Origin of the sequence: Nocardia sp. NPDC056564, assembly GCF_042793755.1 — a bacterium.
GTDB lineage: Bacteria > Actinomycetota > Actinomycetes > Mycobacteriales > Mycobacteriaceae > Nocardia.
Genome location: NZ_JBHTUR010000032.1, coordinates 18,544 through 43,752, shown reverse-complemented (window position 1 = coordinate 43,752; position 25,209 = coordinate 18,544). Strand labels below are relative to the sequence as shown.

The following is a 25,209-nucleotide window of genomic DNA, read 5'->3' as shown; positions in this document are numbered from 1 at the left end:
TCAGCTACCGCGCGATAGTCGATTCAGCAGCGGAGCGGTACGCGGGCCGACCAATTCGCGCATCACCAGCGCCATGTTGGTCCGCTCCACGCCGGGAATCTTCAAGATCTGCCCGGCAATTCGGTACAGGTCGTCGGCGTCCCTGGCGACCACCCGCACCGTCAGATCGGTGAGCCCGGTCATGCCGCACACCTCGGTCACCTCGGGCACTTCCGCTAGTTCGTCTACCACAGAATCCAATTGGTGCTGATCGACCACCACCGCGACGAACGCCGCCAGCGGATAGCCGAGCGCGCGCGGCTGCACCCGGCGCTCGAAACTGCCGAGCACGCCGCCCGCCTCCCAGCGCGACAGCCGCGCCTGCACGGTGTTGCGGGACAGCCCGAGCCGGGCGGCCAGCTCCACGCCGGTGGCGCGCGGATTGGCGACCAGTTCCAGCAAGAGCCTGGCGTCGGTGGCGTCCAAGGTCACGTCGACGTTTTCTCTGGTCATGCAACGCAGTATGACATTGGCAAAGGGGTAAGAATTGAGCATTCTGCGCATTCGCGTGTCGATCACTTGCGCACATCGCATTATCGTGGATGCTGTGAGGTAGAGCACACCTGAATGGTGAGGAGGCGACCACCGATGCCAGACAAGGTCGAGTATCCGGTGCAACTGGTCCAGCCCGACGGTCGTCGTGTCCTCGACCGAGAACACGCCGCCCTGGTCGCCGACGTCGGCCCGGACAAGCTACGGGCGCTCTACGAAGACATGGTCGTCACCCGGCGGATCGACACCGAGGCAACCGCGCTGCAACGGCAGGGTCAGCTCGGCCTGTGGGCCCCGCTGCTCGGCCAGGAGGCCACCCAGGTCGGGTCCGCGCACGCCCTGCATCCCGACGACTACGTGTTCTGTAGTTACCGCGAGGCCGCCGTCGCCTACTGCCGCGGCGTGCATCCCACCGAGATCACCCGGCTCTGGCGCGGCGTCGCGCACTCGTGCTGGGACCCGAGCGCGGTCAACATGACCAACCCGAACATCATCGTCGGCTCGCAGGGCCTGCACGCGACCGGCTACGCCTTCGCCGCGCACCTGGACGGCGCCGAGATCGCGACCATCGCCTACTTCGGCGACGGCGCGAGCAGCCAGGGCGACATCGCCGAGGCGCTCGGCTTCGCGGCGAGCTGGAGCGCGCCGGTGGTGTTCCTGTGCCAGAACAATCACTGGGCGATCAGCGAACCGGTCCGGGTGCAGAGCCAGACCCCGATCGTGCGCCGGGCCTACGGCTACGGCATTCCCGGCGTGCAGGTCGACGGCAACGACGCGCTCGCGGTGCTCGCCGTGACCCGGCAGGCCGTGGCGCGCGCCCGCTCCGGCGGCGGGCCGTCGTTCATCGAGGCGCTCACCTACCGGATGGGTCCGCACACCACCGCCGACGATCCCACCCGCTACCGCGCGTCCGCGGAAACCGAGGAGTGGGCCCGCCGCGACCCGATCGACCGGCTGCGCAGGCTGCTGGAACGCGAATCGCTGTTCGACTACCAATTCGAACGTCAGGTCGCCGAACACGCCGACGAGGTCGCCCGGCAGGTGCGCACCTCGACCATCGAGATGCCGAACCCGGCGCCGATGGATCTGTTCGAGCACGTCTACACCACCCCGCACGCGCTCATCACCGAAGAGCGACGGGAGTACGCGGAATACCTGGCCGGCGATCCCGGCGAGGAGCCCGCGCGACCGGAAGGAGTCCCTTCATGATCACCACTTTCGCCGGCGCACTGAACACCGGGCTACGCCGCGCACTGGAGGACGACCCCAAAGTCATTCTCATGGGCGAGGACATCGGCCGCCTCGGCGGCGTCTTCCGGGTGACCGACGCGTTGCAGAAGGACTTCGGCAACAACCGGGTGGTGGACACCCCGCTGGCCGAATCGGGCATCATCGGAACGGCTTTCGGCATGGCGCTGCGCGGCTACCGGCCGGTGTGTGAGATTCAGTTCGACGGATTCGTCTATCCCGCCTTCGATCAGATCGTCTCGCACGTGGCCAAGATCCACTATCGGACGCAGGGAAAGGTCAACGCGCCCATCACGATTCGCATCCCGTTCGGCGGCGGGATCGGCTCGGTGGAGCATCATTCGGAATCGCCGGAAGCCTATTTCGCGCATACCGCCGGGTTACGGGTGATGACGCCGAGCAATCCCGCCGACGCGTATCTGATGATCCGCCAGGCGATCGCGCTGGACGACCCGGTGATCTTCTTCGAGCCGAAGCGCCGTTACTGGGACAAGGCCGACGTGGATTTCCTCGCGCTCGACCGTGACGGCGGGCTGCCGCTCGACCGGGCCAGGGTGTGCACCGTCGGCACCGATGCCACGGTCGTCGCCTACGGCGGCACCGTGGCCACCGCGTTGTCGGCTGCGAAAATCGCTACGGAGGAAGGGCATTCGCTCGAGGTGATCGATCTGCGCAGTCTTTCGCCGATCGACTTCGACACCATCGAGGAGTCGGTGGCCAAGACCGGCCGATTGATCGTCACCCACGAGGCGCCCGTCTTCGCCGGTCTCGGCGCGGAAATCGCCGCGCGGATCACCGAACGCTGCTTCTACCACCTGGAGGCGCCGGTGCTGCGCGTCGGCGGGTTCGACATCCCCTATCCCCCGGCCAAGCTCGAGAAGTTCCACCTGCCCGACCCCGACCGCATCCTCGCCGCGGTCGACCGAACGCTCGCCGCCTGACCGCCGGTCCGCCGTAGTGAGAGGTGCCCACGTGGAAGATCGTGCCCACCAGCCGGGGAATGTCCTGGAGTTCCGACTGCCGGATCTGGGTGAAGGGCTGGCCGACGCCGAGTTGGTGTCCTGGTCGGTCGGTGTCGGCGACGAGGTGCAGTTGAACCAGACGATCGCCGAGGTCGAGACGGCGAAGGCGGTGGTGGCGTTGCCTTCGCCATTCGGCGGACGGGTGGTGGAACTACTCGCGCAGCCCGGGGAGACGGTGCTGGTCGGGGCGCCGTTGATCCGGGTGCAGAGTGATGAGGCGCCGACCGGCCAGAGCAATGCGAAGAACGGCTCCGATGTGGTGAGTGATGCGCCGGGTGCCGGGCGGACCGCGGTTCTGGTGGGGTATGGACCGGAGGGGGAGGCGGTGTCGCGGCGGCGACGGGGTTCGGCATCCGTTGTGCGGGAATCGGATTCGAGGCAGCGGGCGGAGACGGCTGATGGTGGCGGTCGTGCCGTCGACCGATCCGGTGTTGCAGGACAGGGCGATCCACCTGCTGCGCAAACCGGTTCGCCCGCTGGGCAATCCGAATCGCCTACCGCGGAGCCCGGATCACCCGCAGCGCAGCCCGGTTCACCCGCAGCGCAGCCCGGATCGCCCGCAGCGCAGCTCGGATCACTCGCCGCGCAGCCCGGTTCACCCGCAGCGCAGCCCGGTTCACCCGCAGCGCAGCCCGGTTCACTCGCAGCGCAGCCCGGTTCACCCGCGGCGCAGCCCGGATCGCCCGCGGCGCAGCTCGGATCACTCGCCGCACAATCCAAATCTCCCGCCGCGCAATCTGAATCGATTGCCATGCAGCAGGATTCAGCCGATGCAACCGGTTCGCTCGATCCCGAATACCAAGCCGCAGAGCATATCTCGCGCAACCTCCGCCCGCCGTTGACCGCAACGAGGGCGGCCGCCACCCCTGCCGCCCGCCGACTGGCCCGCGAGTTGGGCATCGATCTGTGGTTCGTCGCGGGATCCGGGCCGGACGGCGCGGTCACCGTCGAGGATGTGCGCGGCGCAGTCGAACCAGCGCAGCCACGCACGGTGGCGAGTCGGTCGCAGGCCGCCCCCGCACCGGCCGTGACCGACACTGACACAGGCACCGACACAGGCGCGATCCGATCAACGTCGCGCGAGGTCCGCACCCCGATCAGCGGTGTCCGCAAGCGCACCGCCGCGGCCATGCTGGCCAGTGCCCGCACCATTCCGCAGGCCAGCACCTTCGTCACCGTCGACTGCACCGCGTCGATGGAACTGCTCGACCACCTGCGCGGCACCAAATCCTTTGCCGGACTGACCCTTACCCCGCTGGCACTGGTGGCGAAGTCGGCCCTGGCCGCGCTGGCCGAATTCCCGGAGATCAACTCCTACTGGGACGAGGCGAATCAGGAGATCGTCACCAAGCACTACGTCAACCTCGGCTTCGCCGTGGCCACCGACCGCGGCCTGCTGGTGCCGAACATCAAGGAGGCACAGTCACTGAGCCTGCGCGACCTGACCCGCGAACTCGGCCGGCTGGCCGAAACCGCGCGCTCGGGGGCCGCGAGCCCGGCCGACCTGCGCGGCGGCACCTTCACCATCACCAACGTCGGCGTCTTCGGCGTCGACACCGGCGTGCCCCTGGTGAATCCAGGCGAGGCCGCGATCCTCTGCCTCGGCGCAATCCGCAAGCGCCCCTGGGTTTTCCGCGACGAACTAGCCATCCGCTGGATAACCACCCTCGGCATCAGCTTCGACCACCGCATGATCGACGGCGAACTCGCCTCCCGCTTCCTCGCCACCACCGCCACCCTGCTCGAGGACCCCCTCACCCTCCTCAGCCGCATCTAACCCCCGCGGGTCAGTCGGTGATGAGGGTGGTGGCGGCGGTGCGGATTATGGCGGGGATTTCGATGGGCTTGCGGGTTTTCGCGTCTACGTAGACGTGGACGAAGACGCCGGTGGCGGCTAGTTCGAGGTCGCCGTCGGTGTCGCGGAAGATGGCCAGGTCGTAGGTGATGCTGGAACGGCCTAGGCGGGAGATGCGCAGGCCGATCTGGAGCTGATCGGGGAAGCTCAGGGAGCCGACGAATTGGCACGATGTCTGCGCGACCACGCCGAGGGCGGGCAGCTCACGGATGTCCGTGCCGGTGGCGTGCATCAGCCAGGCGTTCACCGCGGTGTCGAAGTACGAGTAGTACGTCACGTTGTTCACGTGACCGTAGTGGTCGTTGTCCGCCCAGCGGGTCGGCATCGGCCAGAGGACCGGATACTGCTGCGTCACCCGGCCGACGATAGCTCAGCGGGCGTGGCGCCCTGCCGGTGGTCGCGCGGGCTGACGCCGAAGTGGCGTTTGAACGCGGTGCTCAGCGCGAAGGCGCTGCCGTAACCGACTTGGCGGGCAATGGATTCGATGGTCGCGTCGGACTCGGCGAGCAGGTCGGCGGCCAGCGCGAGGCGCCATTCGGTGAGGAAGGACATCGGCGGCTCGCCGACCAAGTCGGTGAACCGGCGGGCGAGCGCGGCCCGGGACACCCCGACCGCCTCGGCCAGGCCGGCCACGGTCCAGCCGTGCGCCGGATTGTGTTGCAGCAGCCGCAGCGCCTTGCCGACCAGCGGGTCGCTGTAGGCGTGGTACCAGGCGGGTGCGTCGTTGCGGGCGAACCAGGCGCGCAGGGCGGCGATCAGCACCATGTCCAGCAGGCGGTCGAGCACGGCACCCTGGGCGGGCTCGTCCTTGATCGCCTCGTCGACCAGGATGTCGAGCAGCCGGGTGTCGAAGTCGCCGCGTTGCAGCACGATGACCGGCGGCAAGGCGCGCAGCAGCCGCTGGCTGGCCGCTCCGGCCGACTCGTAGGTGCCGGTGACCATCATGGTCGCGCCGTCGGCGTCGGTCCCCCACTGCCGCACGCCGAGACTCAGTGTCTCGCAGAGAACTTCGCCGTCGGGCGTCTTCGTCACGTTGCCGGGATGGATGATGATCTGCGGCTCGGTGGCCGGATCGTCGGCGACCGTGTAGTGGTCGGGCCCGCGGAAGATCGCGACATCGCCCTCGCTCAGCCGGCGCGGCGAGTTCTTGCCCAGCATCACCCAGGCGCCACCGCGCACCATCGACACCACGGTGAGCGGCGCCTCGTCCTGAATGTGCAACGACCACGGCGGCTTCAGCAACGAACACATCAGGAACGCGCCTCGGGCACGTGGACCTTCGAGCAGACTGGCGAGCGCATCCACCCCACCCACAGTAGACGATCACACATGGCCATGAGCTGCTGAACTATGTCCCGTCTCGCCCCAGACCGATGTACTCGAGTCATGACAAACAGCAACACAACCGGCCTCATCCTCGTCACCGGCGGGACCGGCAAGACCGGCAGCCGCGTCGCCGCCCAGCTCGAGCAGGCGGGGCATTCGATCCGGATCGGATCGCGCTCGGCGCAGATCCCGTTCAGCTGGGCGGACCGCGGCACCTGGTCGGCCGCGCTGGCGGGCGTGCGGGCCGTCTACGTCGCGTACCAGCCCGACCTCGCGGTGCCCGGCGCCCCCGAGACCCTGCGCGCGTTCGCCGCCGCGGCGAAGCACAGCGGCGTGCGCACCCTGGTGCTGCTGTCCGGCCGCGGCGAGCCGGAGGCGGTCGAGTGCGAGGAGATCGTGCAGGAGTCCGGCCTCGACTGGACCATCGTGCGGTGCAGCTTCTTCGCGCAGAACTTCAGTGAGGGCGCGTTCACCGAGTACATCCTGGCCGGGGAGGTGGCGCTGCCCAACGGCGCGGTGCCGGAACCGTTCGTGCACGCCGACGACATCGCCGACGTCGCCGCGCTCGCGCTCACCGCGGACGGGCATCAAGGGGAGATCTACGAGCTGACCGGGCCGCGCGCGCTGACCTTCGCCGAGGCGGTCGCGGAGATCTCGGCGGCGACCGGGCGCGACATCGCCTTCATCCCGGTCTCCCGCACGGAATTCGTTGCGGCACTGACCGACTACCAGGTGCCCGCCGACGTGGTCAGCTTGCTCGACTACCTGTTCGGCACGATCCTGGACGGACGCAACTCGAAGACCGCCGACGGTGTGCGCCGCGCGTTGGGCCGGGAGCCAAGGGATTTCACCGAGTACGCACGTGACACGGCATCGACCGGAATCTGGAACATCCAGGGCTAGTGCGGCGTTGGACCCAGTACAGGCTGTGCAGACGACCCGTGGAGCCGGATCGCAATGGAGCGATCCGGCTTCCGGACGGCGGGCCGAGGATGTTCCGCCCCGGATGCCGTGTGGTCGCGCCGGTCTGGGCCGACATCGAGGGGGTGGGGCAAAGATCGAACGATCATCGGTACCGTCGAGATAATGCTGACTCCGACTGCCGATCGACCGACGCGCGTCGCCAGGGCCGCCGTGTTCACGGTGTTCGGCCTGAACGGATTCCTGCTGGCCATGTGGGTCGTGCACATTCCGCCGATCACCGATCGGACCGGCGTCGCGAAATCGACGCTCGGGATGTTCATCCTGCTGATGGCCGGCGCGGGCATCGTCGGCATGCGCATCGCGGGCCCGCTCGCCGATCGGTTCGGCAGCCGGACGCTGGTCGCCGCCGCCGCGATCATCGCTTCGATCGCGGTGATCGGCCCCGGCCTGGCGACCGGGCCGGTCGGCCTGGCGATCGCGTTGGCCTGCTTCGGTTTCGGCAACGGCGCGCTGGACGTGTCGATGAATACCCAAGCGGTGCACGTGGAACGGGCGTACGGGCGGCCGATCATGGCGGCCTTTCACGCGCTGTTCTCCGGCGGCGGCCTGCTCGGGTCGCTGGTGGGCGCCGCCACGCTGCGCGCCGGGCTGGACATCCGAATAACGTTGACCCTCGCGGCAATCGGCTGCGTGGCGTTGACCGTTGCCGCGCTGCCGCGGCTACTGCGCGACACCGACCCCCAACCGTCGGTTGCCGAGCCACTCCCGGACGGCGTCGAACCCGCGGACCACGTCGCTACCGGCGCGCGCGAACACCGCCGGAAAGTACTGGCGCTGGCCATGATCGCCTTCGCCGTCCTGCTCACCGAGGGCGTCGCCGGCGACTGGAGCACCTTGCAGATGCGCGAGCATCTCGACGCCGACGCGGCCACCGCCGCGCTGGCCTTCGGCGCGTTTTCGGTCACCATGACCGCGGGCCGGCTGGCCACGGACCGGGTGAGCGGCGCCTTCGGCCGGGTCGCCGTGGTCCGCTACGGCATGCTCATCTCGGCGCTCGGACTGACCCTGATCCTGGTCTCCCCCTGGATCCCCCTGACCCTGCTCGGCTGGGCCTTGACCGGCCTCGGCCTGTCCGGCAGCGTTCCGCAGATCTTCACCGCCGCAGGCAATCTCGGCTCCGGCAAGGCCGCGACCGACATGTCCAGGGTGTTCAGCGTCGGCTATCTCGGCCTGCTCGCCGGCCCGGCCGTGATCGGCTGGCTGACCGCGGTGGTCCCCCTGACCACCGCGATCGCCGTGCCGCTGCTCGCGGTGCTGGTGTGCTGCCGCTATGCCGGGGTGGTCGCCCCGGCCCGCACCGAATCCGCCTGAGCCGCCGCCCCTTCGGCATTCCGTGCGGTCGCCGAGCGCCGACCGCGTCACAGGTAGAGGCCGGAATTGAGCGGATCTTCACGCACCGAGCGGATCTTGGCGTCGCCGTCGCGCAGCGCCACCAGCTCGGCCAGCGTCGCGCCGTCCGGGCAGACGGCGTCGGCCGGGGTGTCAGGGCGACGTTCCCTGGCCAGCCAGGCCGCCGACTCGGCGGGCGAGAGCCGGCCGACCTCGAGCTGGGCCAGGCACCGACCCGGCCGGGTCACCGCGGGGTGCAGCCGGGACAGGTCCTCGTTGGTGGTGATCGCGACCAGCACGTCCCGGCCCTGGCCGAGCATGCCGTCGGTCAGGTTGAGCAGGCGGGAAAGGCCCTGGCCCGCGGTCTCTTTCGCCTCGCCGCGGATCAGCTCGTCGCAGTCCTCCAGCACCAGCATGCGCCAGCGCTTGGCGCCCTCGTCGCCGTCGACGCCGGCCGCCACGTCCATCAGGTAGCCGGGCTTGCCGAACATCACCTCGGGGTCGAGCACACAGTCGAATTGGCACCACGGTGCCCAGGCCCGGGCCAGCGCGCGCAACGCGGTGGTCTTTCCGGTGCCCGGCGGCCCGTGCAGCAGCACCAGGCGACCGCGCACGTCGGCCGCGGTCAACGCCATCAGCCGATCCAGTGCGGTCGCGACGTCGGCGGGATAGTTGCCGCGGATGGCAGGCCACTCCGGCGCCGAGATGGCGTGTCCCCGGCGCTGCGGCCCGTGCCCGCCCATGTGCCAGAAGCCCATCTCGATGGTCTCGCCGATCTCCGGTTGCGCGGCCGCGCCCTTGATCGCCTCGGCGAGTATCGCGGCGGCCAGTTCGTCGGTCTCGGCGGTGACCTCGACCATCGCCGACCCGCCCGACCACTTCATCGCGCGCAGCGACCAGCCGGGGCCGACCACCAGGGTCGCGAGGCTGTCGTCCTCGCGCACCGACCGCACCACCCGGCCGTGCTCCGGGCGCAGCAGCGCCTCCGGATTGATCCGCTCGAAGCGCGCGATGTGCGCGCAGGGCTGATCGCCGCGCAGGAACGGGGCCACCGCGAGCGCGTCGATCGTGTCCCGGGTGGTGTAGGCGGAATCGACGGTGACAGCCCACGGGAGCCGCTCGGCGAGATCGGCCGAGGGCTCACTCGGGTCGATCAACCGAAGGGGCTCGTTACGTGCGGACACCTGGAGCATGATCAGGGTTACCGACCGGCCGTGTCCAGCGGATTAACTCGCGGACGATCATCTTCCGACCTCGCGCAGGCAGATCGTGGTCGGCTCCGGCGTCGAATAGACCAGGCCCCATTGGGCTCTGGTGTCGCGCCCGCACAGCAGGCGGTCCTGGGCGCCCGGGATGATCTTGCTCACCCGGTAGCTGCGGGGCGCGCAGGGCGTCTTCCGGCTGACGAACCCGGGCAGGTCCTCGAAGCAGTCGCCCTCGACCGCGTTGAGGGTCAGGCACAACCGGTAACCGTCCGGCCCGGCCATCTTGTAGTAGGCGTAATCCGCACTGGGGCAGGCGTCGACGTCGTTGTCCACCCGCAGCGCCACCCGATAGTTGGCCTCCGGATCGGTGCACGCGACCTGCGCGAGTTCGGCGGCGCTGGTCGTGCCCCACACCTTCGCGCAGCTGCCGGCGGTGATCTTCGCCTCGCCGGGAGCCGATTTCATGTTGACGACGACGCCGACGACCAGGCACACCACCACCCCGACGGCGAGCACGGCGAGCTTCACGATCCACCGCGCGTGCCACGGTTTCCGGCGCACCGGCACCGCGACCTCGAGACCCGCTGCGCCGGCACCGGTCTCGGCAGGCGGCGGAAAGGCTTGCGACATAGCTGTTTCCCCCTGAGGCGATTAGGTCCAGAAGAAACTATCTCACGATCGAAAACGACCCCCCGCCCCTGATCGGCGGAGGGTCGTTCGGGTGAATCCGTCTGCCCTACAGCGCCTTCAGTTCCTCGGTGACCGCGCCGACGGACTTCTTCGCGTCGCCGAACAGCATGGAGGTGTGGTCGGCGTAGAACAGCGGGTTGTCGATGCCGGCGAAGCCGGAGTTCATCGAGCGCTTGAGCACGATGACGCTCTTGGCCTGGTCGACGTTGAGCACCGGCATGCCGTAGATCGGGCTGCTGGCGTCCTCGCGGGCGGCCGGGTTGGTGACGTCGTTGGCGCCGATGACCAGGGCGACATCGGTGCGGGAGAACTCGCCGTTGATGTCGTCCATCTCCTTGAGCGCGTCATAGGAGACCTCGGCCTCGGCCAGCAGCACGTTCATGTGCCCGGGCATGCGTCCCGCGACCGGGTGGATGGCGTACTTGACCTCGACGCCCTTGGCCTCGAGCAGGGCCGCCATCTCCTTGACCGCGTGCTGGGCCTGGGCCACGGCCATGCCGTAGCCGGGGACCACGATGACCTGGTTGGCGTAGGCCATCTGGATCGCGGCGTCCGCGGCGGAGGTGGCCTTGGCCTGCTTGGCCTCGCCGTCCCCGCTCGCGCCGGGAGCCGTTCCGCCGCCGCCGAATCCGCCCGCGACGATGGCCGGGATGGACCGGTTCATCGCCTTCGCCATCAGGTTGGTCAGGATGGTGCCGGACGCGCCGACGATCATGCCCGCCACGATCATCGCCGTGTTGTTCAGCGCCAGACCCGCTGCGGCGGCCGACAATCCGGTCAGCGCGTTGAGCAGCGAGATGACCACGGGCATGTCCGCGCCGCCGATCGGCAGCACCACCGCGAGGCCGAGCACGCCGGCCAGCACGAGCACCGCGATCATCCACAGTTGGGAGACACCGTCATTGGTGGCGCCGATGCCGATCACCACGGCCGCGGCGATCGCGCCGATCAGCAGCAGCAGGTTCAGCGGCTGCTGCAACTTGCCGAGTCCGAGCGGGCGGCCGGGCAGGATCTCCTGCAGCTTGCCGAACGCGATCAGCGAGCCCCAGAACGAGATCGAGCCGATGATCGCGGCGAACAGCGAGCCGACCACGATGTGCACGGTCGGCTCTTCGTCGAAGTGCGAAAAGCCTTGGCTGTTGATGAATTCCGACCACGCGATCAACGCGACCGTGCCGCCGCCGACGCCGTTGAACGCGGCGACCAGCTGGGGCATGGCGGTCATCTTGGTGAACCTGGCCGGCGGCACGCCGAGGGCGATGCCGACCACCAGACCGGCGACGATCAGGATCCAATTGCTGGTGTGGCGCACCGAGATCAGCGTCGCGACCACGGCGATGAACATGCCGACGGCCGCGATCAGGTTGCCGCGCACCGCGGTCTTCGGGCCGGTCAGGCCCATCAGACCGTAGATGAACATGCCGAAGGCGATGATGTAGAGCCCGTTGACCAGGTAGCTCACATTGTCGAAGGTATGCATTACTTATCCGCCTTCACCGGGGCCGCTTTTTTGCCCTTGAACATGCCGAGCATCCGGTCGGTCACCACGAAACCACCGATGACATTGAGGGTTCCGAACACGACGGCGACGAACAGGATGATCTGGGTCAGGATCGACGGATCCTGCACATTGCCCAGGGTGACCAGCGCGCCGAGCACGACGATGCCGTGAATGGCGTTGGTACCGGACATGAGCGGGGTGTGCAGGGTGTTGGGCACCTTGGAGATGACGGCGAACCCGACGAACCCGGAGAGCACCAGGATCGCGATGTTCGCGAGGAGTTCGGTGTACATCAGGCCTCCACCTCACGGGTCACGCAGGAATCGGCGAGCACCTGATCACTGAAGTCCGGTGCGAGCTTTCCGTCGACCAGCATCAGTTCCAGCAGCGCCGAGATGTTCTTCGAGTACAGCTCGCTGGCGTGCTCGGGCATGGTGGCGGGCAGATTCAGCGGCGAGGCGATGGTGACCTCGTGCTTGACCACGACCTCGCCGGGCTCGGTGAGTTCGCAGTTGCCGCCGGTCTCCCCGGCCAGGTCGACGATCACGCTGCCGGGCTTCATGCCCTCGACCGCGGCGGCGGTCACCAGGCGCGGCGCGGGCCGGCCGGGCACCAGCGCGGTGGTGATCACCACGTCGAAGCCCTTGATCGCGTCCTCCAAAGCCTGCTGCTGCTTGGCCTTTTCCTCGTCGGTGAGTTCGCGGGCGTACCCACCCTCACCGGCGGCGTCGATGCCGAGGTCGAGCCACTGCGCGCCGACCGAGCGCACCTGGTCGGCGACCTCGGGACGCACGTCGTAGCCGGTGGTGCGGCCGCCCAGGCGCTTGGCCGTGGCCAGCGCCTGCAAACCGGCGACGCCGACGCCGAGCACCAGCACGGTCGCGGGCTTCACCGTGCCCGCCGCGGTGGTGAGCATCGGGAAGAAGCGGGTCGACTCGGACGCGGCCAGCAGCACGGCCTTATATCCGGCGACATTGGCCTGCGAGGACAGCGCGTCCATCACCTGGGCGCGCGAGATGCGCGGGATCGCCTCGACCGCGAAGGCCTGCACCCCGGCGGCTTTCAGCTTGCCGATCTGATTGTCCGCGTTGCGCGGGGCCAGGAAGCCGATCAGGGTCTGCCCGCCGGACAGCCTGGCCACCTCGGCGTCGCTGGGCGGGGCGACCTTGACGACCACCTCGGCCGACCACGGATCGCCGATCGTCGCGCCGGCCGCTTCGTAGGCGCTGTCGGGAATGAGCGCGCCGAGCCCGGCACCGGACTCGATCACCACCTGCACGCCCTGCTTCAACAGGGTCGGAATGATCTTCGGCACCAATGCGACACGTCGTTCGCCCGCGTTGGACTCGCGAACGACTCCGACACGCGCGCCGCGTGGCGACTCGTCGCCTACGCTCTGCGTTGTCTCCACTATGTCAGTTCCTTCTCGTGCTGAGCTTGCGGCATCAGATGGGACGACCGGACGATGTTACTTCGGAGTAAGGTCGCCCAAATCCTCGCAACTGTACCCGGCGCTTTGTACGGAACGCTGAGACGCCCGTCACAAGATCATGCCTGATTCCGCCGGTTTGCCGGATTCTCCAGTTGGCTGCGGACACTGTGGTCACCTCCCGCACTGTCAGCTGTTCGGATGAGCGCCGCTACTGATGGTTGTCGCTGCGAGTGCACTGAACAAGAGCGCACTCGGGGGTCTATTACTTACCCGTAGGTTCGACACCAGGTCAGGGCGCGGACGCGGTTGCGAGAAGTGACGTGCGTCATGCGCGATTCGCGGTCGGGGGGTGTTCCGCACCGCTCGTACGCCGTAAGGTCCTGCGGTGTGAACGACTGCGTCTTCTGCCGCATCGTGGCCGGCGAGGCCCCGGCGACGAAGGTATACGAGGACGACGTCCTCTGCGCCTTCCTGGATATCCGGCCCATCGCCCGCGGCCACATGCTCGTGGTGCCGAAACAGCACGCCACCGAACTCGAGGATCTCGACGCCGAATTGGGCGCGTACGTGTTCCGCGCCGGGCACCGGCTCACGCTCGCCGTGCGGCGCAGCACGCTCGCCGCCGACGGGGCGAACCTGCTGCTCAACGACGGTACCGCCGCCTTCCAGACCGTCCCGCACGTGCACCTGCACGTGATCCCGCGCAGGCACGGCGACAAGTTCCGGTTCGCCGCGGGCGTGCTGTTGCGCAGGCCGCACGACGCGCAGTCCACCGCGGCCGCCATCCGGGGTGGAATCGCCGCGCTGGAGCGCGACGAAAAGCCGGGTACCGGTGGAAAACTAGGCATGGATGCCCCGGACGAAGGAGCGCAGGGATGACCGACCCGACACTGGACCGGACCGAACTGTCCGCGCGCCTGTCCGAACAGTGGGACGCGATCGCCGCGCTGGTCGCCGACATCGACGAAAATCACTGGCGCGCATCGACTTCGCTGCCGGGCTGGACGGTGTTCGATGTGGTCGCCCATGTGGTCGGCACCGAATCGTGGCTGCTCGGCGAGCGCCCGCCGCCGCACGACCCGATCACGGTGAAGACCGATGTGAGCACGCTGCCGCATGTGCGCAACGAGACCGGGGTGTTCAACGAGATCTGGGTGGACCGGCTGCGGCCGATGCCGGGCGCGCGGTTGCTGGACGTGTACCGCGAGATCGTCGACCGCAGGCGGAAGGCCTTGGCCGCCATGGGCGACGAGGAGTGGCAGGCGCTGACGCAGTCGCCGATCGGGCAGGTCGCTTACGGGCGGTTCATGCGGGTGCGGCTGTTCGACTGCTGGATGCACGAGCTCGACGTCGCCGACGCCCTGGGTGTTCGGGTCGAGGAGGGCGGGCCGTGCGGTGAGCTGGCGTTCGCCGAATTCCTCGGCAGCGTGCCGCGGGTCGTGGTGAAAAAGGGTGCGGCGCCGGATGGTTCGCGGATCACGTTCACCGTGACCGGCTCGTTGGCCAGGACGTTGCACATCCAGGTGGCGGGCCGGGCCGGTTATGTCGACTCGTTCGACGAGCCGGCCGATGTCGAAATCCAGCTGCCCTCCGAGCTTTTCGTCCGTCTCGGCGGCGGCCGCACGACGGCCGACGAACACCTGGACGAGATCACCATCGGCGGCGACACCGAACTCGGGCAGCGGCTGGTCCGCAACCTCGCCTTCACCATCTGAGTTCCGGTGCGACTCTTCCTGTCCAGCTACCGGTTCGGGGCACACTACGACCGGCTCGCGGCCATGGTCGGCGAGCCGGGGCGAGTCGCGTTGATTCCCAACGCCTGTGATGCCTGGCCGGAGATGTGGGCGGGGGCGGTAACCAGCGACACGGTGCCGCTACGCAAACTCGGCTACGCCCCGGAGACCGTCGACCTGCGCGACTTCGTCGACAGCCCGGCGGAATTGGAGCGCACGCTGGCCGAGTTCCCGATGCTGTGGGTGCGCGGCGGCAACACCTTCGTGCTGCGCGCCCAATTCGCCCGCAGCGGCGCGGACCTCGTGCTGCCCAAGCTGCTGGCCGCCGACGCGCTGGTGTACGCGGGCTACAGCGCGGGAGCTTGCGTGCTGACGCCTGATCTGCACGGGATCGACACGGTGGACGATCCCGCCGAGGTCTTACCCACCTGTGGGATCGAACCGCGGTGGGACGGACTGGGTTTGGTCGATCGCGCGATCGTGCCGCACCTGGACTCGCCCACCGACCCGACCGGCGAATGCGGCGCGCTCGCCGAGTCCTACCGCGCGGCGGGCGTCGCCCACTGGGCACTCACCGACGACGACGCGATCATCGTCGACGGCGACCGGACCGAGGCACTGATCGGTCGAGCGGGGTCATGAGCGACCACACCCCGCGCGGGAGTCGCTGAGACCTCACGTCGTGTGCGGAGCGAGTTCGGGCTCGGGCTCGCGGCGGAACACGACCCAGCGCATCGCGCTGTACATGTAGACCGCCTCGCACCCGCCTGCCAGCAGCCTGGCCAGGTGGTACTCGAGGCCGAGCGCGGTCAGGCCGCTGCCGACGCCGAGGATGAACGCGACGTAGTTGATCGCGACGACCACGCCGTACACCGCGGCCTGCCTGCCGACCGGGGCGTGGGAGTGGAAATTGAAGGTGCGGTTGAGCACGAAGCTGAGGCCGAACGCGCAGATGTAGGCGATGGTGATCGACAGCCACACGGGCAGTCCCCACCAGCCGTGGAAGACGGTCAGCAGCACCAGATCGACGGCGAAGGTGAAGCTGTTGATCAGCGCGAAACCGAGGAAGGTCGGGGCGACCAGCCGATTCAGCCCCCACGGCAGCCACGCCACCACGGCGGCACACCATCGGGTGAACCGGTCCGCGACCGTGTCGGTGGTTCTCGCCAGCTCGTGCACGCGGCCAGCCTGCCAGCGCCAGGTGTCCGTCAGGTGATCACCCAGCGAACTGGGCGTTCAGCTGATCTGGGCCGCCGAGGTCGCCGTGGTGCCGCGGTCGAGGCCGGCCCAGGCGGTCAGGCAGCGGCGCGCGGTGACGTCGTCGGCCTCGGTGAGCAGCGTGTCCAGGAGTTCGCGCGGGTTGTCGTGCCACCGGGCGGTGAGGTCGGCGATGGCTTCCTTGCCGAAGATGCCGGAGCGGTCCAGGGCGGTCAGCCATTCAGCGTGGTCGCCGGCGTGGATGCGGCGGAGCGCCGCGGGGTCGATGCCGCCCTCGACGAACTCGCCGGCGAACATCGCGGCCACCAGTTCGCGGCGACCGTGCGATTCGTCCTGCATCCGAACATCCCTCCGAGTTGCGTTGCGGCGCTGCGTGGATCTGCACGGCAGGTCGCGGCACACGAAATCCGGCGCCCCGTCGGGTGGAGCCGGGAGAACCCGCTGCCCCGAACAACGAGCCCCTCCCGGCATTCTTATCCCGAACCCGCCCGAGCACCACTGTGGCGGGTGACATCACATTCGGCGGCTTGCGTGGCCTCGTCGCCCGGGCGGGTTAGCGTGGGGTGGTGGAGCTGCATGACCTGATCGACGGACTGCCCGATGGCGCCGTAGTCACCGACCCCGATCTGCTCGCGAGCTACCGGCAGGACTGGGCGCGCGATCCCGACGCCGGAACACCGCTGGCCGTGGTCCGGGCGACCGGCACCGAGGACGTGGCGGCGACGCTGCGCTGGGCGCACGAGCGCCGGATTCCGGTCGTGCCGCGCGGCGCCGGCTCCGGACTGTCCGGCGGCGCGACCGCGGTGGACGGCGGCCTCGTGCTGAGTACCGAACGGATGCGGGCGATCACGATCGACCCGGTCACCCGGACGGCGGTGGTGCAACCCGGACTGTTGAACGCCGAGGTGAAGCGCGCGGTCGCCGAGCACGGGCTCTGGTATCCGCCGGACCCGTCGTCGTTCGAGATCTGCTCGATCGGCGGCAACGCGGCCACCAACGCGGGCGGGCTGTGCTGCGTGAAGTACGGCGTGACAACCGATTACGTGCTCGGCATGGAGGTGGTGCTGGCCGACGGGACGGTGCTGCGGCTCGGCGGTCCGCGGCTCAAGGACTCGGCCGGACTGTCGCTGACCAAGCTGTTCGTCGGCAGCGAGGGCACGCTCGGCATCATCACCGAGCTGACGCTGCGCCTGCTGCCCGCGCAACCGCCGCAGAGCACGGTCGTCGCGACCTTCGCCTCGCTGAGCGCCGCGGTCGACGCGATACTCGCCATCACCGGTGAATTGCGGCCCTCCATGCTGGAATTCATGGATTCGGTGTCGATCAACGCGGTCGAGGACGAATTGCGCATGGGGCTGGATCGCGGTGCCGCGGCATTGCTGGTCGCCCGTTCCGACGCGCCGGGCGAATTCGCCAGGCGGGAAGCCGAAATCATGGTCGCCGCGTGCGAAAAGGCCGGCGCGGCGGAGGTTTTCCATACCGAGGATCCCGAAGAGGGGGAAGCCTTCACGGCAGCAAGGCGTTTCGCGATCCCGGCGGTGGAGAAGCTGGGCACGCTGTTGCTCGAGGATGTAGGTGTTCCGCTGCCGCGGCTGGGCGACCTGGTCACCGGCGTCGCCGCGATCGCCGAACGCAATGACGTGCTGGTCTCGGTGATCGCGCACGCCGGCGACGGCAACACGCACCCGCTGATCGTGCACGACCCGGACGACGCGGCCATGACCGAGCGCGCGCACCGGGCGTTCGGCGAGATCATGGACCTGGCGATCGCGCTCGGCGGCACCATCACCGGGGAGCACGGCGTCGGGCGGCTGAAGAAGGCGTGGTTGCCCGATCAGCTCGGCGCCGACGTGATGGCCCTGACCCACCGGATCAAAGACGCGCTCGACCCGAACGGCATCCTCAATCCGGGCGCAATTCTCTAGTCCACGGAACATTCCCGGTCGCGAAGGAGTTTCACCAGATCATGACCACCAGGCTCGAGCACAACGTCGACGACACCCGGTTCGAGATCTATCTCGACGACACCCTCGCCGGCTACGCCGACTACGCCCAGCGCGACGATCCGAAGGTGCGCGATTTCCATCACACGATGACGTTCCCGGAATTCCGCGGTCGCGGCGTCGCCGCCCAGGTGGTCGAATACGCGCTCGAGGACTCCAGGAAGAACGGGTACTCCGTGATCCCGACCTGCTGGTACGTCGAGAAGTACATCAGCGAACATCGCGAATACGCCGACCTGGTCGGCTGATTTCCCAGGTCACCCATTCGGTGACCGGTACCGCCCACGTAGCCCAATGGCAGAGGCAACGGATTCAAAACCCGTCCAGTGTCAGTTCGACCCTGACCGAGGGCACAACTATCCGCGGCTATTCCGCGTCGCGGTAACCGGGATGCACGCCGGGCGCCAGCTCCCGCGCGGCGACGAGACGATCGAGTAGGTCGGCGAATTGCCGATATTCCGCGTCCGACAGCGCGGCGGTCAGTTCCGTTTCGTGCGCCACCGCGACGGTGGCCAGGCGGGCCAGCAGCGCGCCCGCCGCCGGGGTGAGATGCAGTTCGTGGTTGCGGCGGTCGGTCGCACTGCGGCGACGTTCGATGAGGCCCTTGTCATCCAGCGGATCGATCAGCGCGACCACCCGGCTGGGAACCACGCCGAGTGCGGCGGCGAGCGCGCGCTGACTGCGGCCGGGTTCGGCGGCGATCATCCGCAGGATGCCGACTTCCGGTGGGGTGAGCCCGATTTCGGCGATGCGTTCGGAAAAGCGTTGCGTCGCATGCGCGCCCAGCTGGGCAAGGCCGAAGGCCACCGCGCGCATCGGGCGCGCCTGCTCGACAACCTCTTGCTCCGATTCGGCCACGCGGCTATCGTACCCATCGGATAATCGTTCACTTGCGAGAACGATTCATAGCCAAGAACGGATTGTCATGGCGCTTTCAGCACCCACTCCCCTGGATCGGCGCGCGATAAGCGTCGAACCACCGCTCGGTCTGCTCGCGGCCGTCGCCGCCGGGTTGTTCGTCGCCGGGCTCGTCCTCAGCACGGTCCTGGCCGGCGGCAGCCCGTTTCCGTCGCCGTTCGGATCGGCCGACGATGCGCTCGCCTACTTCCGCGACCATCCCGGCGCCGTCCGCACCGGCGCGGTGCTGCAATTCGCGAGCGCCATCCCGCTGGTCCTGTACGTGGCTGGCGTCAGCGCGCGGGTGCGGCGGATCGCCGACGGGTTCGCCCCTGCCCTGGCGCCGATCGGCGGCACGCTCGCCGCGGCCTTTCTGATCTGTTCCGCCGTGGTCAGCTGGGCGCTCACCGTGCCGGAGGTGGTCACCGACCCGGCGCTGGTTCGCGCGCTGCACACGCTCGCGTTCCTGTGCGGTGGACCCGGCAATGTCGTGGCGACCGGCCTGCTCATCGCCGGAATCGCGCTCAGCGCGCTGCCGCGACGGCGGCTGGCGCCGTGGCTGCTGATCGCGGGGCTGGTGATCGCGCTGATCGCACTGGGCACCACCGCCGCACTGACCGTCACCGCCGCCGCCTTCCTCCTGCCGATCGCTCGCTTCACCGGGATGGCCTGGCTGATCGCCGCGGGCTTCCTGCTACCTCGCTCATAGCTTCCCCGGGAAGGAACACCATGAACACCCAGATGGCGGCCAAGCTGGCCCGATTCCAGCGGCCGGAATTGTCGCTGCCGTTCCTGAATGGCATAGCCGACGCGCATATCGCCGCGCTGTTCGGCCTCACCGCCGACGAATATCACTCGCTGCGTGCGGGATTCGCCGAACAAGCGCGCACGGCGGCGGCCGGGCTGCTCACCGAGGCGTGGGTCGCGGGCCAGGTCGATCGCCTGCCCTTCGCGGCGGGCGATCACGTGGTCGCCCTCGGCGAGAGCAGCACCGCCGATCGACTGTCCTGGTTCGAGATCCTGCGGCACCTGCTCGAACTGCGGCGACCGGGCGACGGGATCGAACTCACCAACCTGGCCGTCTCGGGAGCCACGACTACCCAGACCCTGAAAGGCATTGCCGCGCTGGGCTTTCAGCGGCCGAACTGGGTGCTGTGCCAGCTCGGCGCCAATGACGCGCAACGCCTCGGCAGCGACGGGCCGCGCGTGGTCAGCGCCGAAGAGACGGCGCGCAACCTGACTCTGTTGCACGACGAGGGCGTGCGATCGAGTGACACCCGCTGGATCTGGCTGACCCCGCACGACATGGACGAGACGCTGATCGCCGCCTACCCGCCCTTCCAGCAGGCGCGGATCAGCTGGCGCACAGCGGATCACGGGCAGACCGCACAGCTCCTGCTCGACCGGCCGGAGCCCGCCGTCGACGTGCTCGCGGTCACGCGCCCCCGCCCTGGCCTGTTCGAACCGGACGGCGTACACCTCTCGGCGGCCGGGCAGGTCGCCGTCGCCCGGACCGTCGTGTCGGCGCTCGCCGAAATATCCTGACGGGCAACGAAAAAGGCGGTGCCGAGAACGAATCTCGGCACCGCCTCAACCGTCGATCGAGCCACTCAGCGCAGCAGCGCGCGGGACATGACCAGGCGCTGGATCTGGTTGGTGCCCTCGTAGATCTGGGTGATCTTCGCGTCGCGCATCATGCGCTCCACCGGGAAGTCGGTGGTGTAGCCGGCGCCGCCGAACAGCTGAACGGCGTTGGTGGTCACCTCCATCGCGACGTCGGAGGCGAAACACTTCGCGGCGGCGGAGATGAAGCCGAGGTTCTTCTCGCCGCGCTCGGCGCGAGCGGCCGAGGTGTAGACCATGAGGCGGGCGGCCTCGATCTTCATCGCCATGTCGGCGAGCATGAACTGGGTGTTCTGGAAATCGGCGATCGCCTTGCCGAACTGCTTGCGGTCCTTGGTGTAGGCGATGGCCGCGTCCAGCGCGCCCTGCGCGAGGCCGACGGCCTGCGCGCCGATGGTCGGGCGGGTGTGGTCGAGGGTCTGCAGCGCGGTCTTGAAACCGGTGCCCGGCTCGCCGACGATGCGGTCACCCGGCACCCGGCAGTTCTCGAAATACAGTTCCGCCGTGGGCGATCCCTTGATGCCGAGCTTGTGCTCGAGCGGGCCGACCACGAAACCCTCGTCGTCCTTGTGCACCAGGAACGCCGAAATGCCGTTGGCGCCCTTGTCCGCATCGGTCACCGCCATGACGGTGTACCAGGAAGACTTGCCGCCGTTGGTGATCCAGCACTTGGAGCCGTTGAGGATCCAGTCGTCGCCCTCCTGCTTGGCGCGGGTGCGCATGCTGGCGGCGTCGGAACCGGCCTCGCGCTCGGACAGCGCGTAGGAGGCCATCTCGCCGTTGACGATGTCGGCGAGCACCTTCTGCTTGAGTTCCTCGGAGCCGTTGAGGATCAGGCCCATGGTGCCGAGCTTGTTGACCGCGGGGATGAGCGAGGAGGAACCGCAGACGCGGGCGACCTCTTCGATCACGATGCAGGTGGCCACCGAGTCGGCGCCCTGGCCGCCGTAGGCCTCCGGCACGTGCACCGCGTTGAAGCCGGCGGCGTTGAGCGCGGTCAGCGCCTCCTCCGGGAAGCGGGAGTTGCCGTCGACGTCCTTCGCGTGCGGGGCGATCTCCTTCTCCGCCAGACCGCGGATGGCCGCACGCAGTTCGTCGTGGAAGTCCTCGAGCTTGAACAGGTCGAAATCGGGGTTTCCCGCCATGGGGCTCACTCCTGGTCGTCGGTACATGTCGGCACTCAGTGCCACACCGCCCTTGAGTATACGCCCAGGGATGGCCGCAACGTGCGGATACTTCCTGGCACTCAGTGTCAGATTGGTCGCACTGACCTCGATCAAAGACTACCGAGTTTGCGGGCGACGAGATCGGCGACCTGCCGGGGTGGGGTGTCGCGCGGGAACACCGCGAGCACCAGCTCGTCGACCGGGCGGCGGGGTGTGCCGCGCGGGATCGCGGCCAGTTCGACGCGCAGGTCCGCGGCGCCCGCGTCGGACTCGCCGCGCACCATGCGGCGCAGCAGGTAGTTGTGCGTCGCGGTCACCGCGGCGGTGTATTGCACCCGCGCCAGATCCGGCACCTCCGGCAGCCGATCCCGCAGGTAATCGGTGAACAGCCGCTCGTACCGGAACACCGTGACGATCTCCCGCTCCCGCAACGCGGGCACCCGTCGCACCACCTGGTACCGGCGCGCCGCGATCTCCCGCCACTGGGTGAACCGCTCGAACACCTGAACCACGGCCTCGCACACCGTCTCCCACGGATCCCCCGGCTCCCCCGCCAGGAACTCCGCCGCCTGCGCCAACTGCGACTCGTGATCGGCGAAGATCACATCCTCTTTCGACCGGAACTGCCGAAAGAACGTCCGCCGCGATATCCCCGCCGCCTCCGCGATCTCATCGACCGTCGTCGCCTCGTACCCCTTCTCGGCGAACAGCCGCAACGCCTGATCGACAACCGTCAGCCGAAACCGCGCGTTGTCGTCCCCGCTACGCGGGCGGATGTCACCAGTAGTCACGCCTTCACCGTAGCGAGACCACCCGCCACGCCAGGGCGGCGCGGCGAATAAGGAGGTGGTTGCGGTGAACATGAAGGCGGTGAAGCGCACCGAGCCCGGCAAGATCGACCCCGCGGTGGCCGACCGCGCGATGCGGAGGATCAAGGACTACCTCATGCGGCACCCCGCCGAGCAGAACATCCGGGTCATGCAGGAACACCCCGGCGAGGAGGCTCTGGTCCTGCCCAGAGAAGCCGTCAGCCTGCTGGCTTTCATCCTGGCGCAGGCCGCCGAGGGCCGTGGCGTATCGGTGGTCCCCTCGCATGCCGAGCTGACTACGCAACAGGCGGCGGACATGCTGAATGTTTCTCGGCCTTACGTGGTCGCGCTACTCGAGGGCGGTGAGATCCCGTTCCGTCTCGTCGGCAGGCACCGACGGGTCAGATACGAGGATCTCAAGGCATACCAACAACAGCACGAGGCCAAGAGCAAGGCCGCGGTGGACGAGCTGGCCCGCCTCGGTCAAGACCTCGGCATCTGAACATGGCCTTCGTCGCGGCGTGGACCCGCCGCCACAATCGAGGTGAGTCATATGGTCGCTAGTTGATCTTCCAAAACCACCATTCGACTCGACTCGATTCAGGCCATCTCGAGAACAGCACCACAGCCAGTCGCCCGTCGACAACACTCGCCTCGCCCACCCAAGCCGCGGGAGAGCAGGTCGGGGACCCCACCTGACGCGCCCAGCACTACCCGGGCATCCCCTCAGCCAGGCCACAAACACCGCGGATCGCCTGCCCCAGGACGTCTTTGAGTACGCATACCGAAACGGGACACCCCGAAACCCGAGAAAAGGGCTCCAAGTCGGAGAAGGGTGCGGATTTTGCTGTCCGCGTGGCCTTTTGGGACCACAGACCATTTCTTGTGCGGCGTTGATGGCGGGTGCGGCTTATGCCGCCTCGGCAGGGTATACCGCTGTTGCGCAGCGGGTTTCGGGTCAGCCGAGGAGTTTGGTGCGGAGGGCCTGGTCTTTTTCGAGGACCATCTTTTCGAGGCCGGCTTGGAAGTGTTCCATGCAGGTGCGGAGGGCGGGGTCGTGGGCGGCGAGGATGCGGACGGCCAGGAGGCCGGCGTTGCGGGCGCCGCCGATGGAGACGGTGGCCACGGGGACGCCGGCGGGCATTTGGACGATGGAGAGGAGCGAGTCCATGCCGTCGAGGTATTTGAGCGGGACGGGGACGCCGATCACCGGGAGGGGGGTGGCGGACGCGACCATGCCGGGGAGGTGGGCGGCGCCACCCGCGCCGGCGATGATCACCCGGAGACCGCGGGCGGCGGCGTCGCGGGCGTAGTCGAGCATGCGCTGCGGCGTGCGGTGCGCCGAGACGACGCCGACCTCGAAGCGAATGCCGAACTCCGCCAACGCTTCCGCGGCGGCCTCCATGGTGGGCCAGTCGGAGTCGCTGCCCATGATCAGGCCGACCTGCGGGCCGTTCTCGTGCTCACTCATGCGGATCCCATCCGTCGGTCCATACCGCGCGCGACATCCACTGCGCGGCTCGCTCGGCCTTCTCCCGCACCACGGCGACGTCGTCGCCGAGGATGTTGATGTGCCCGATCTTGCGGTCGGGGCGTTCGCCCTTGCCGTACAGGTGCACCTTGGCGTCGGGCATCCGCGCGAACAGATGATGCAGCCGTTCGTCCATCGACATGGCGGGCGCCTCGGCCGCGCCGAGAATGTTCGCCATCACGGTGACCGGGGCCAGCGGGCTGGTGTCGCCGAGCGGATAGTCCAGCACCGCGCGCAGGTGCTGCTCGAACTGTCCGGTGCGGGCGCCGTCCATGCCCCAGTGCCCGGAGTTGTGCGGGCGCATCGCGAGCTCGTTGATCAGCAGCGTGCCGTCGTGGGTTTCGAACAGCTCCACCGCCATCGCCCCGACGACACCGAGCTCCTTGGCCAGGTTGAGCGCGAGCCCTTCGGCCGCAGCGGCCAGATCGTCATCGAGATCCGGCGCGGGCGCGATCACCACGGCGCACTGACCGTTGCGCTGCACGGTCTCCACCACCGGCCAGGTCGCGGCCTGCCCGAACGGCGAGCGCGCCACCATCGCGGACAGCTCGCGCTTCAGGTCGACCTTCGCCTCGGCGAGCAGCCGCACGCCGTGCGCGAGCTGATCGGTCACGATCGCGGTCGCCTCGTCGGCCGACTTCGGCATCCACACGCCGCGACCGTCGTACCCACCGCGCACCGCCTTGAGCACGATCCGCCAGTCGTGCTCGGCACCGAACCGCAGCGCCTCGGCCACCTCGGTCACCGGGGTGAACGCCGGAATCGGCAGGCCGAGCTCGGCCAGCTTGACCCGCATGGCCAGCTTGTCCTGCGCGAAGATCAGCGCACGCGGCGGCGGCTGCACGTTCACCCCCTCGGCGACCAGCGCCTCCAGGTGCTCGGTCGGCACGCCCTCGTGATCGAAGGTCAGCGCGTGCGACCCGACCGCGGCCTTGCGCAGCGCGGTCAGATCGTTGTGGCTGCCGAGCACGACCTCGGGGCTCACCTGGGCAGCAGGATCGTCTGGATTCTCCGCGAGGACGCGTAGCCGCTGGCCGAGCGCGATCGCGGCCTGGTGCGTCATGCGCGCCAACTGGCCACCGCCGATCATTGTGACGGTGGGCATA

28 protein-coding genes, 1 tRNA gene and 1 pseudogene are annotated in these 25,209 nt (G+C 68.7%); 15 read left to right on the top strand and 15 right to left on the bottom strand.

Translation table 11 applies throughout. From position 1 onward, the window contains the following. Window positions 1-492 (bottom strand): Lrp/AsnC family transcriptional regulator, encoded by a 492-nt coding sequence (locus ACFQ9K_RS43145; protein WP_150407983.1) that lies wholly within the window; start codon window positions 490-492, stop codon window positions 1-3. Window positions 493-627: 135 nt separating this feature from the next. Between ACFQ9K_RS43145 and pdhA the strand changes: the two genes are divergently transcribed. The 4 genes and pseudogenes from pdhA to ACFQ9K_RS43125 all read left to right on the top strand — a co-directional run bounded on the left by pdhA (window position 628) and on the right by ACFQ9K_RS43125 (window position 4,578). After that, window positions 628-1,740 carry a pyruvate dehydrogenase (acetyl-transferring) E1 component subunit alpha gene (gene pdhA / locus ACFQ9K_RS43140; RefSeq protein WP_378717271.1) on the top strand — a complete coding sequence of 371 codons (1,113 nt, stop codon included), beginning with the start codon at window positions 628-630 and terminating at the stop codon, window positions 1,738-1,740. Then, window positions 1,737-2,720: an alpha-ketoacid dehydrogenase subunit beta gene (locus tag ACFQ9K_RS43135; RefSeq protein ID WP_150407985.1), complete on the top strand. Its 984-nt coding sequence runs from the start codon at window positions 1,737-1,739 to the stop codon at window positions 2,718-2,720. Before pdhA ends, ACFQ9K_RS43135 begins: the two co-directional genes overlap by 4 nt. A gap of 16 nt (window positions 2,721-2,736) precedes the next feature. Further along, window positions 2,737-2,943 (top strand): annotated as a pseudogene (locus ACFQ9K_RS43130) (biotin/lipoyl-containing protein); the annotation flags it as partial. 696 nt (window positions 2,944-3,639) lie between these two features. Then, entirely contained in the window at window positions 3,640-4,578 is a 939-nt protein-coding gene (locus ACFQ9K_RS43125; RefSeq protein ID WP_378717330.1) for a dihydrolipoamide acetyltransferase family protein, read from the top strand. A gap of 10 nt (window positions 4,579-4,588) precedes the next feature. Here the strand turns inward: ACFQ9K_RS43125 and ACFQ9K_RS43120 are convergent, their stop codons facing one another. After that, the gene (locus tag ACFQ9K_RS43120; RefSeq protein ID WP_378717332.1) at window positions 4,589-4,981 is read right to left on the bottom strand and encodes an acyl-CoA thioesterase; all 393 of its coding nucleotides are present in this window, start codon (window positions 4,979-4,981) and stop codon (window positions 4,589-4,591) included. A 26-nt stretch (window positions 4,982-5,007) separates the two neighbouring features. Further along, window positions 5,008-5,961 carry an AraC family transcriptional regulator gene (locus ACFQ9K_RS43115; RefSeq protein ID WP_378717273.1) on the bottom strand — a complete coding sequence of 318 codons (954 nt, stop codon included), beginning with the start codon at window positions 5,959-5,961 and terminating at the stop codon, window positions 5,008-5,010. Window positions 5,962-6,042: 81 nt separating this feature from the next. Here ACFQ9K_RS43115 and ACFQ9K_RS43110 point away from each other — a divergent pair, with 81 nt between their 5' ends. Both ACFQ9K_RS43110 and ACFQ9K_RS43105 read left to right on the top strand, forming a co-directional pair. Next, window positions 6,043-6,885 carry an NAD(P)H-binding protein gene (locus ACFQ9K_RS43110; protein WP_378717274.1) on the top strand — a complete coding sequence of 281 codons (843 nt, stop codon included), beginning with the start codon at window positions 6,043-6,045 and terminating at the stop codon, window positions 6,883-6,885. A gap of 183 nt (window positions 6,886-7,068) precedes the next feature. Continuing rightward, complete coding sequence (locus ACFQ9K_RS43105) at window positions 7,069-8,277, top strand: MFS transporter (protein WP_378717276.1); 1,209 nt, start codon at window positions 7,069-7,071, stop codon at window positions 8,275-8,277. 47 nt (window positions 8,278-8,324) lie between these two features. Here ACFQ9K_RS43105 and ACFQ9K_RS43100 read toward each other — a convergent pair whose 3' ends face one another. The 5 genes from ACFQ9K_RS43100 to ACFQ9K_RS43080 all read right to left on the bottom strand — a co-directional run bounded on the left by ACFQ9K_RS43100 (window position 8,325) and on the right by ACFQ9K_RS43080 (window position 13,102). Then, window positions 8,325-9,488, bottom strand: coding sequence for a DUF5925 domain-containing protein (locus tag ACFQ9K_RS43100; protein ID WP_378717277.1), 1,164 nt, complete (start codon window positions 9,486-9,488; stop codon window positions 8,325-8,327). Between the two features lie 48 nt (window positions 9,489-9,536). Beyond that, window positions 9,537-10,130 (bottom strand): hypothetical protein, encoded by a 594-nt coding sequence (locus tag ACFQ9K_RS43095; RefSeq protein ID WP_378717279.1) that lies wholly within the window; start codon window positions 10,128-10,130, stop codon window positions 9,537-9,539. A 106-nt stretch (window positions 10,131-10,236) separates the two neighbouring features. Continuing rightward, a complete protein-coding gene (locus ACFQ9K_RS43090; RefSeq protein WP_378717333.1) occupies window positions 10,237-11,652 on the bottom strand; it encodes an NAD(P)(+) transhydrogenase (Re/Si-specific) subunit beta in 1,416 nt (471 codons plus the stop codon). A gap of 17 nt (window positions 11,653-11,669) precedes the next feature. Then, the gene (locus tag ACFQ9K_RS43085; protein WP_069165014.1) at window positions 11,670-11,984 is read right to left on the bottom strand and encodes an NAD(P) transhydrogenase subunit alpha; all 315 of its coding nucleotides are present in this window, start codon (window positions 11,982-11,984) and stop codon (window positions 11,670-11,672) included. After that, window positions 11,984-13,102, bottom strand: coding sequence for a Re/Si-specific NAD(P)(+) transhydrogenase subunit alpha (locus tag ACFQ9K_RS43080; protein WP_378717280.1), 1,119 nt, complete (start codon window positions 13,100-13,102; stop codon window positions 11,984-11,986). Before ACFQ9K_RS43080 ends, ACFQ9K_RS43085 begins: the two co-directional genes overlap by 1 nt. Window positions 13,103-13,510: 408 nt before the next feature. On the opposite strand from ACFQ9K_RS43080, the gene ACFQ9K_RS43075 reads away from it, so the two are divergent. The 3 genes from ACFQ9K_RS43075 to ACFQ9K_RS43065 are packed head-to-tail and all read left to right on the top strand — an operon-like array spanning window position 13,511 to window position 15,498. Then, window positions 13,511-14,002, top strand: coding sequence for an HIT family protein (locus tag ACFQ9K_RS43075; RefSeq protein ID WP_378717281.1), 492 nt, complete (start codon window positions 13,511-13,513; stop codon window positions 14,000-14,002). Next, the gene (locus ACFQ9K_RS43070) at window positions 13,999-14,838 is read left to right on the top strand and encodes a maleylpyruvate isomerase family mycothiol-dependent enzyme (RefSeq protein WP_378717283.1); all 840 of its coding nucleotides are present in this window, start codon (window positions 13,999-14,001) and stop codon (window positions 14,836-14,838) included. The genes ACFQ9K_RS43075 and ACFQ9K_RS43070 overlap by 4 nt, the downstream gene beginning before the upstream one ends. A 6-nt stretch (window positions 14,839-14,844) precedes the next feature. Next, a complete protein-coding gene (locus ACFQ9K_RS43065) occupies window positions 14,845-15,498 on the top strand; it encodes a Type 1 glutamine amidotransferase-like domain-containing protein (protein WP_378717285.1) in 654 nt (217 codons plus the stop codon). A gap of 33 nt (window positions 15,499-15,531) precedes the next feature. Here the strand turns inward: ACFQ9K_RS43065 and ACFQ9K_RS43060 are convergent, their stop codons facing one another. Both ACFQ9K_RS43060 and ACFQ9K_RS43055 read right to left on the bottom strand, forming a co-directional pair. Next, entirely contained in the window at window positions 15,532-16,035 is a 504-nt protein-coding gene (locus tag ACFQ9K_RS43060) for a GtrA family protein (protein ID WP_378717287.1), read from the bottom strand. A gap of 57 nt (window positions 16,036-16,092) precedes the next feature. Continuing rightward, on the bottom strand, window positions 16,093-16,413 hold the full coding sequence (locus tag ACFQ9K_RS43055) for a hypothetical protein (RefSeq protein ID WP_378717288.1): 321 nt from the start codon (window positions 16,411-16,413) through the stop codon (window positions 16,093-16,095). 227 nt (window positions 16,414-16,640) lie between these two features. Here ACFQ9K_RS43055 and ACFQ9K_RS43050 point away from each other — a divergent pair, with 227 nt between their 5' ends. From ACFQ9K_RS43050 to ACFQ9K_RS43040, 3 genes are all read left to right on the top strand, one after another. Continuing rightward, on the top strand, window positions 16,641-17,999 hold the full coding sequence (locus ACFQ9K_RS43050) for an FAD-binding oxidoreductase (protein ID WP_378717289.1): 1,359 nt from the start codon (window positions 16,641-16,643) through the stop codon (window positions 17,997-17,999). A gap of 41 nt (window positions 18,000-18,040) precedes the next feature. After that, a complete protein-coding gene (locus tag ACFQ9K_RS43045) occupies window positions 18,041-18,325 on the top strand; it encodes a GNAT family N-acetyltransferase (RefSeq protein ID WP_378717291.1) in 285 nt (94 codons plus the stop codon). 32 nt (window positions 18,326-18,357) lie between these two features. After that, a tRNA-Leu gene (locus ACFQ9K_RS43040) sits at window positions 18,358-18,430 on the top strand. Between the two features lie 13 nt (window positions 18,431-18,443). Here the strand turns inward: ACFQ9K_RS43040 and ACFQ9K_RS43035 are convergent. Next, window positions 18,444-18,935 carry a MarR family winged helix-turn-helix transcriptional regulator gene (locus ACFQ9K_RS43035; RefSeq protein WP_378717293.1) on the bottom strand — a complete coding sequence of 164 codons (492 nt, stop codon included), beginning with the start codon at window positions 18,933-18,935 and terminating at the stop codon, window positions 18,444-18,446. Window positions 18,936-19,002: 67 nt separating this feature from the next. Between ACFQ9K_RS43035 and ACFQ9K_RS43030 the strand changes: the two genes are divergently transcribed. Both ACFQ9K_RS43030 and ACFQ9K_RS43025 read left to right on the top strand, forming a co-directional pair. Continuing rightward, the gene (locus ACFQ9K_RS43030) at window positions 19,003-19,683 is read left to right on the top strand and encodes a hypothetical protein (protein WP_378717295.1); all 681 of its coding nucleotides are present in this window, start codon (window positions 19,003-19,005) and stop codon (window positions 19,681-19,683) included. 20 nt (window positions 19,684-19,703) lie between these two features. Beyond that, complete coding sequence (locus ACFQ9K_RS43025; protein WP_378717296.1) at window positions 19,704-20,519, top strand: SGNH/GDSL hydrolase family protein; 816 nt, start codon at window positions 19,704-19,706, stop codon at window positions 20,517-20,519. Window positions 20,520-20,584: 65 nt separating this feature from the next. Here ACFQ9K_RS43025 and ACFQ9K_RS43020 read toward each other — a convergent pair whose 3' ends face one another. Beyond that, window positions 20,585-21,742: an acyl-CoA dehydrogenase gene (locus ACFQ9K_RS43020; RefSeq protein WP_150408003.1), complete on the bottom strand. Its 1,158-nt coding sequence runs from the start codon at window positions 21,740-21,742 to the stop codon at window positions 20,585-20,587. Between the two features lie 131 nt (window positions 21,743-21,873). After that, entirely contained in the window at window positions 21,874-22,554 is a 681-nt protein-coding gene (locus ACFQ9K_RS43015) for a TetR family transcriptional regulator (RefSeq protein ID WP_378717299.1), read from the bottom strand. 70 nt (window positions 22,555-22,624) lie between these two features. On the opposite strand from ACFQ9K_RS43015, the gene ACFQ9K_RS43010 reads away from it, so the two are divergent. Further along, on the top strand, window positions 22,625-23,074 hold the full coding sequence (locus ACFQ9K_RS43010; RefSeq protein ID WP_378717335.1) for a helix-turn-helix domain-containing protein: 450 nt from the start codon (window positions 22,625-22,627) through the stop codon (window positions 23,072-23,074). 456 nt (window positions 23,075-23,530) lie between these two features. On the opposite strand, the gene purE is transcribed toward ACFQ9K_RS43010, so the two are convergent. Together purE and ACFQ9K_RS43000 are read right to left on the bottom strand one after the other, a co-directional pair. After that, a complete protein-coding gene (purE, locus tag ACFQ9K_RS43005; RefSeq protein ID WP_378717301.1) occupies window positions 23,531-24,043 on the bottom strand; it encodes a 5-(carboxyamino)imidazole ribonucleotide mutase in 513 nt (170 codons plus the stop codon). Continuing rightward, window positions 24,036-25,208: a 5-(carboxyamino)imidazole ribonucleotide synthase gene (locus ACFQ9K_RS43000; RefSeq protein WP_378717303.1), complete on the bottom strand. Its 1,173-nt coding sequence runs from the start codon at window positions 25,206-25,208 to the stop codon at window positions 24,036-24,038. Before ACFQ9K_RS43000 ends, purE begins: the two co-directional genes overlap by 8 nt. Between the last annotated feature and the right edge of the window lies 1 nt (window position 25,209).

What these genes read in the sequence shown, in the direction of transcription:
- ACFQ9K_RS43145 (WP_150407983.1), bottom strand. Translation starts at nt 492, where the DNA reads ATGACCAGAGAAAACGTCGACGTGACCTTGGACGCCACCGACGCCAGG.
- pdhA (WP_378717271.1), top strand. Translation starts at nt 628, where the DNA reads ATGCCAGACAAGGTCGAGTATCCGGTGCAACTGGTCCAGCCCGACGGT.
- ACFQ9K_RS43135 (WP_150407985.1), top strand. Translation starts at nt 1,737, where the DNA reads ATGATCACCACTTTCGCCGGCGCACTGAACACCGGGCTACGCCGCGCA.
- ACFQ9K_RS43120 (WP_378717332.1), bottom strand. Translation starts at nt 4,981, where the DNA reads ATGCCGACCCGCTGGGCGGACAACGACCACTACGGTCACGTGAACAAC.
- ACFQ9K_RS43110 (WP_378717274.1), top strand. Translation starts at nt 6,043, where the DNA reads ATGACAAACAGCAACACAACCGGCCTCATCCTCGTCACCGGCGGGACC.
- ACFQ9K_RS43105 (WP_378717276.1), top strand. Translation starts at nt 7,069, where the DNA reads ATGCTGACTCCGACTGCCGATCGACCGACGCGCGTCGCCAGGGCCGCC.
- ACFQ9K_RS43100 (WP_378717277.1), bottom strand. Translation starts at nt 9,488, where the DNA reads ATGCTCCAGGTGTCCGCACGTAACGAGCCCCTTCGGTTGATCGACCCG.
- ACFQ9K_RS43095 (WP_378717279.1), bottom strand. Translation starts at nt 10,130, where the DNA reads ATGTCGCAAGCCTTTCCGCCGCCTGCCGAGACCGGTGCCGGCGCAGCG.
- ACFQ9K_RS43085 (WP_069165014.1), bottom strand. Translation starts at nt 11,984, where the DNA reads ATGTACACCGAACTCCTCGCGAACATCGCGATCCTGGTGCTCTCCGGG.
- ACFQ9K_RS43070 (WP_378717283.1), top strand. Translation starts at nt 13,999, where the DNA reads ATGACCGACCCGACACTGGACCGGACCGAACTGTCCGCGCGCCTGTCC.
- ACFQ9K_RS43055 (WP_378717288.1), bottom strand. Translation starts at nt 16,413, where the DNA reads ATGCAGGACGAATCGCACGGTCGCCGCGAACTGGTGGCCGCGATGTTC.
- ACFQ9K_RS43045 (WP_378717291.1), top strand. Translation starts at nt 18,041, where the DNA reads ATGACCACCAGGCTCGAGCACAACGTCGACGACACCCGGTTCGAGATC.
- ACFQ9K_RS43030 (WP_378717295.1), top strand. Translation starts at nt 19,003, where the DNA reads ATGGCGCTTTCAGCACCCACTCCCCTGGATCGGCGCGCGATAAGCGTC.
- ACFQ9K_RS43025 (WP_378717296.1), top strand. Translation starts at nt 19,704, where the DNA reads ATGAACACCCAGATGGCGGCCAAGCTGGCCCGATTCCAGCGGCCGGAA.
- ACFQ9K_RS43020 (WP_150408003.1), bottom strand. Translation starts at nt 21,742, where the DNA reads ATGGCGGGAAACCCCGATTTCGACCTGTTCAAGCTCGAGGACTTCCAC.
- ACFQ9K_RS43010 (WP_378717335.1), top strand. Translation starts at nt 22,625, where the DNA reads ATGAAGGCGGTGAAGCGCACCGAGCCCGGCAAGATCGACCCCGCGGTG.
- purE (WP_378717301.1), bottom strand. Translation starts at nt 24,043, where the DNA reads ATGAGTGAGCACGAGAACGGCCCGCAGGTCGGCCTGATCATGGGCAGC.
- ACFQ9K_RS43000 (WP_378717303.1), bottom strand. Translation starts at nt 25,208, where the DNA reads ATGCCCACCGTCACAATGATCGGCGGTGGCCAGTTGGCGCGCATGACG.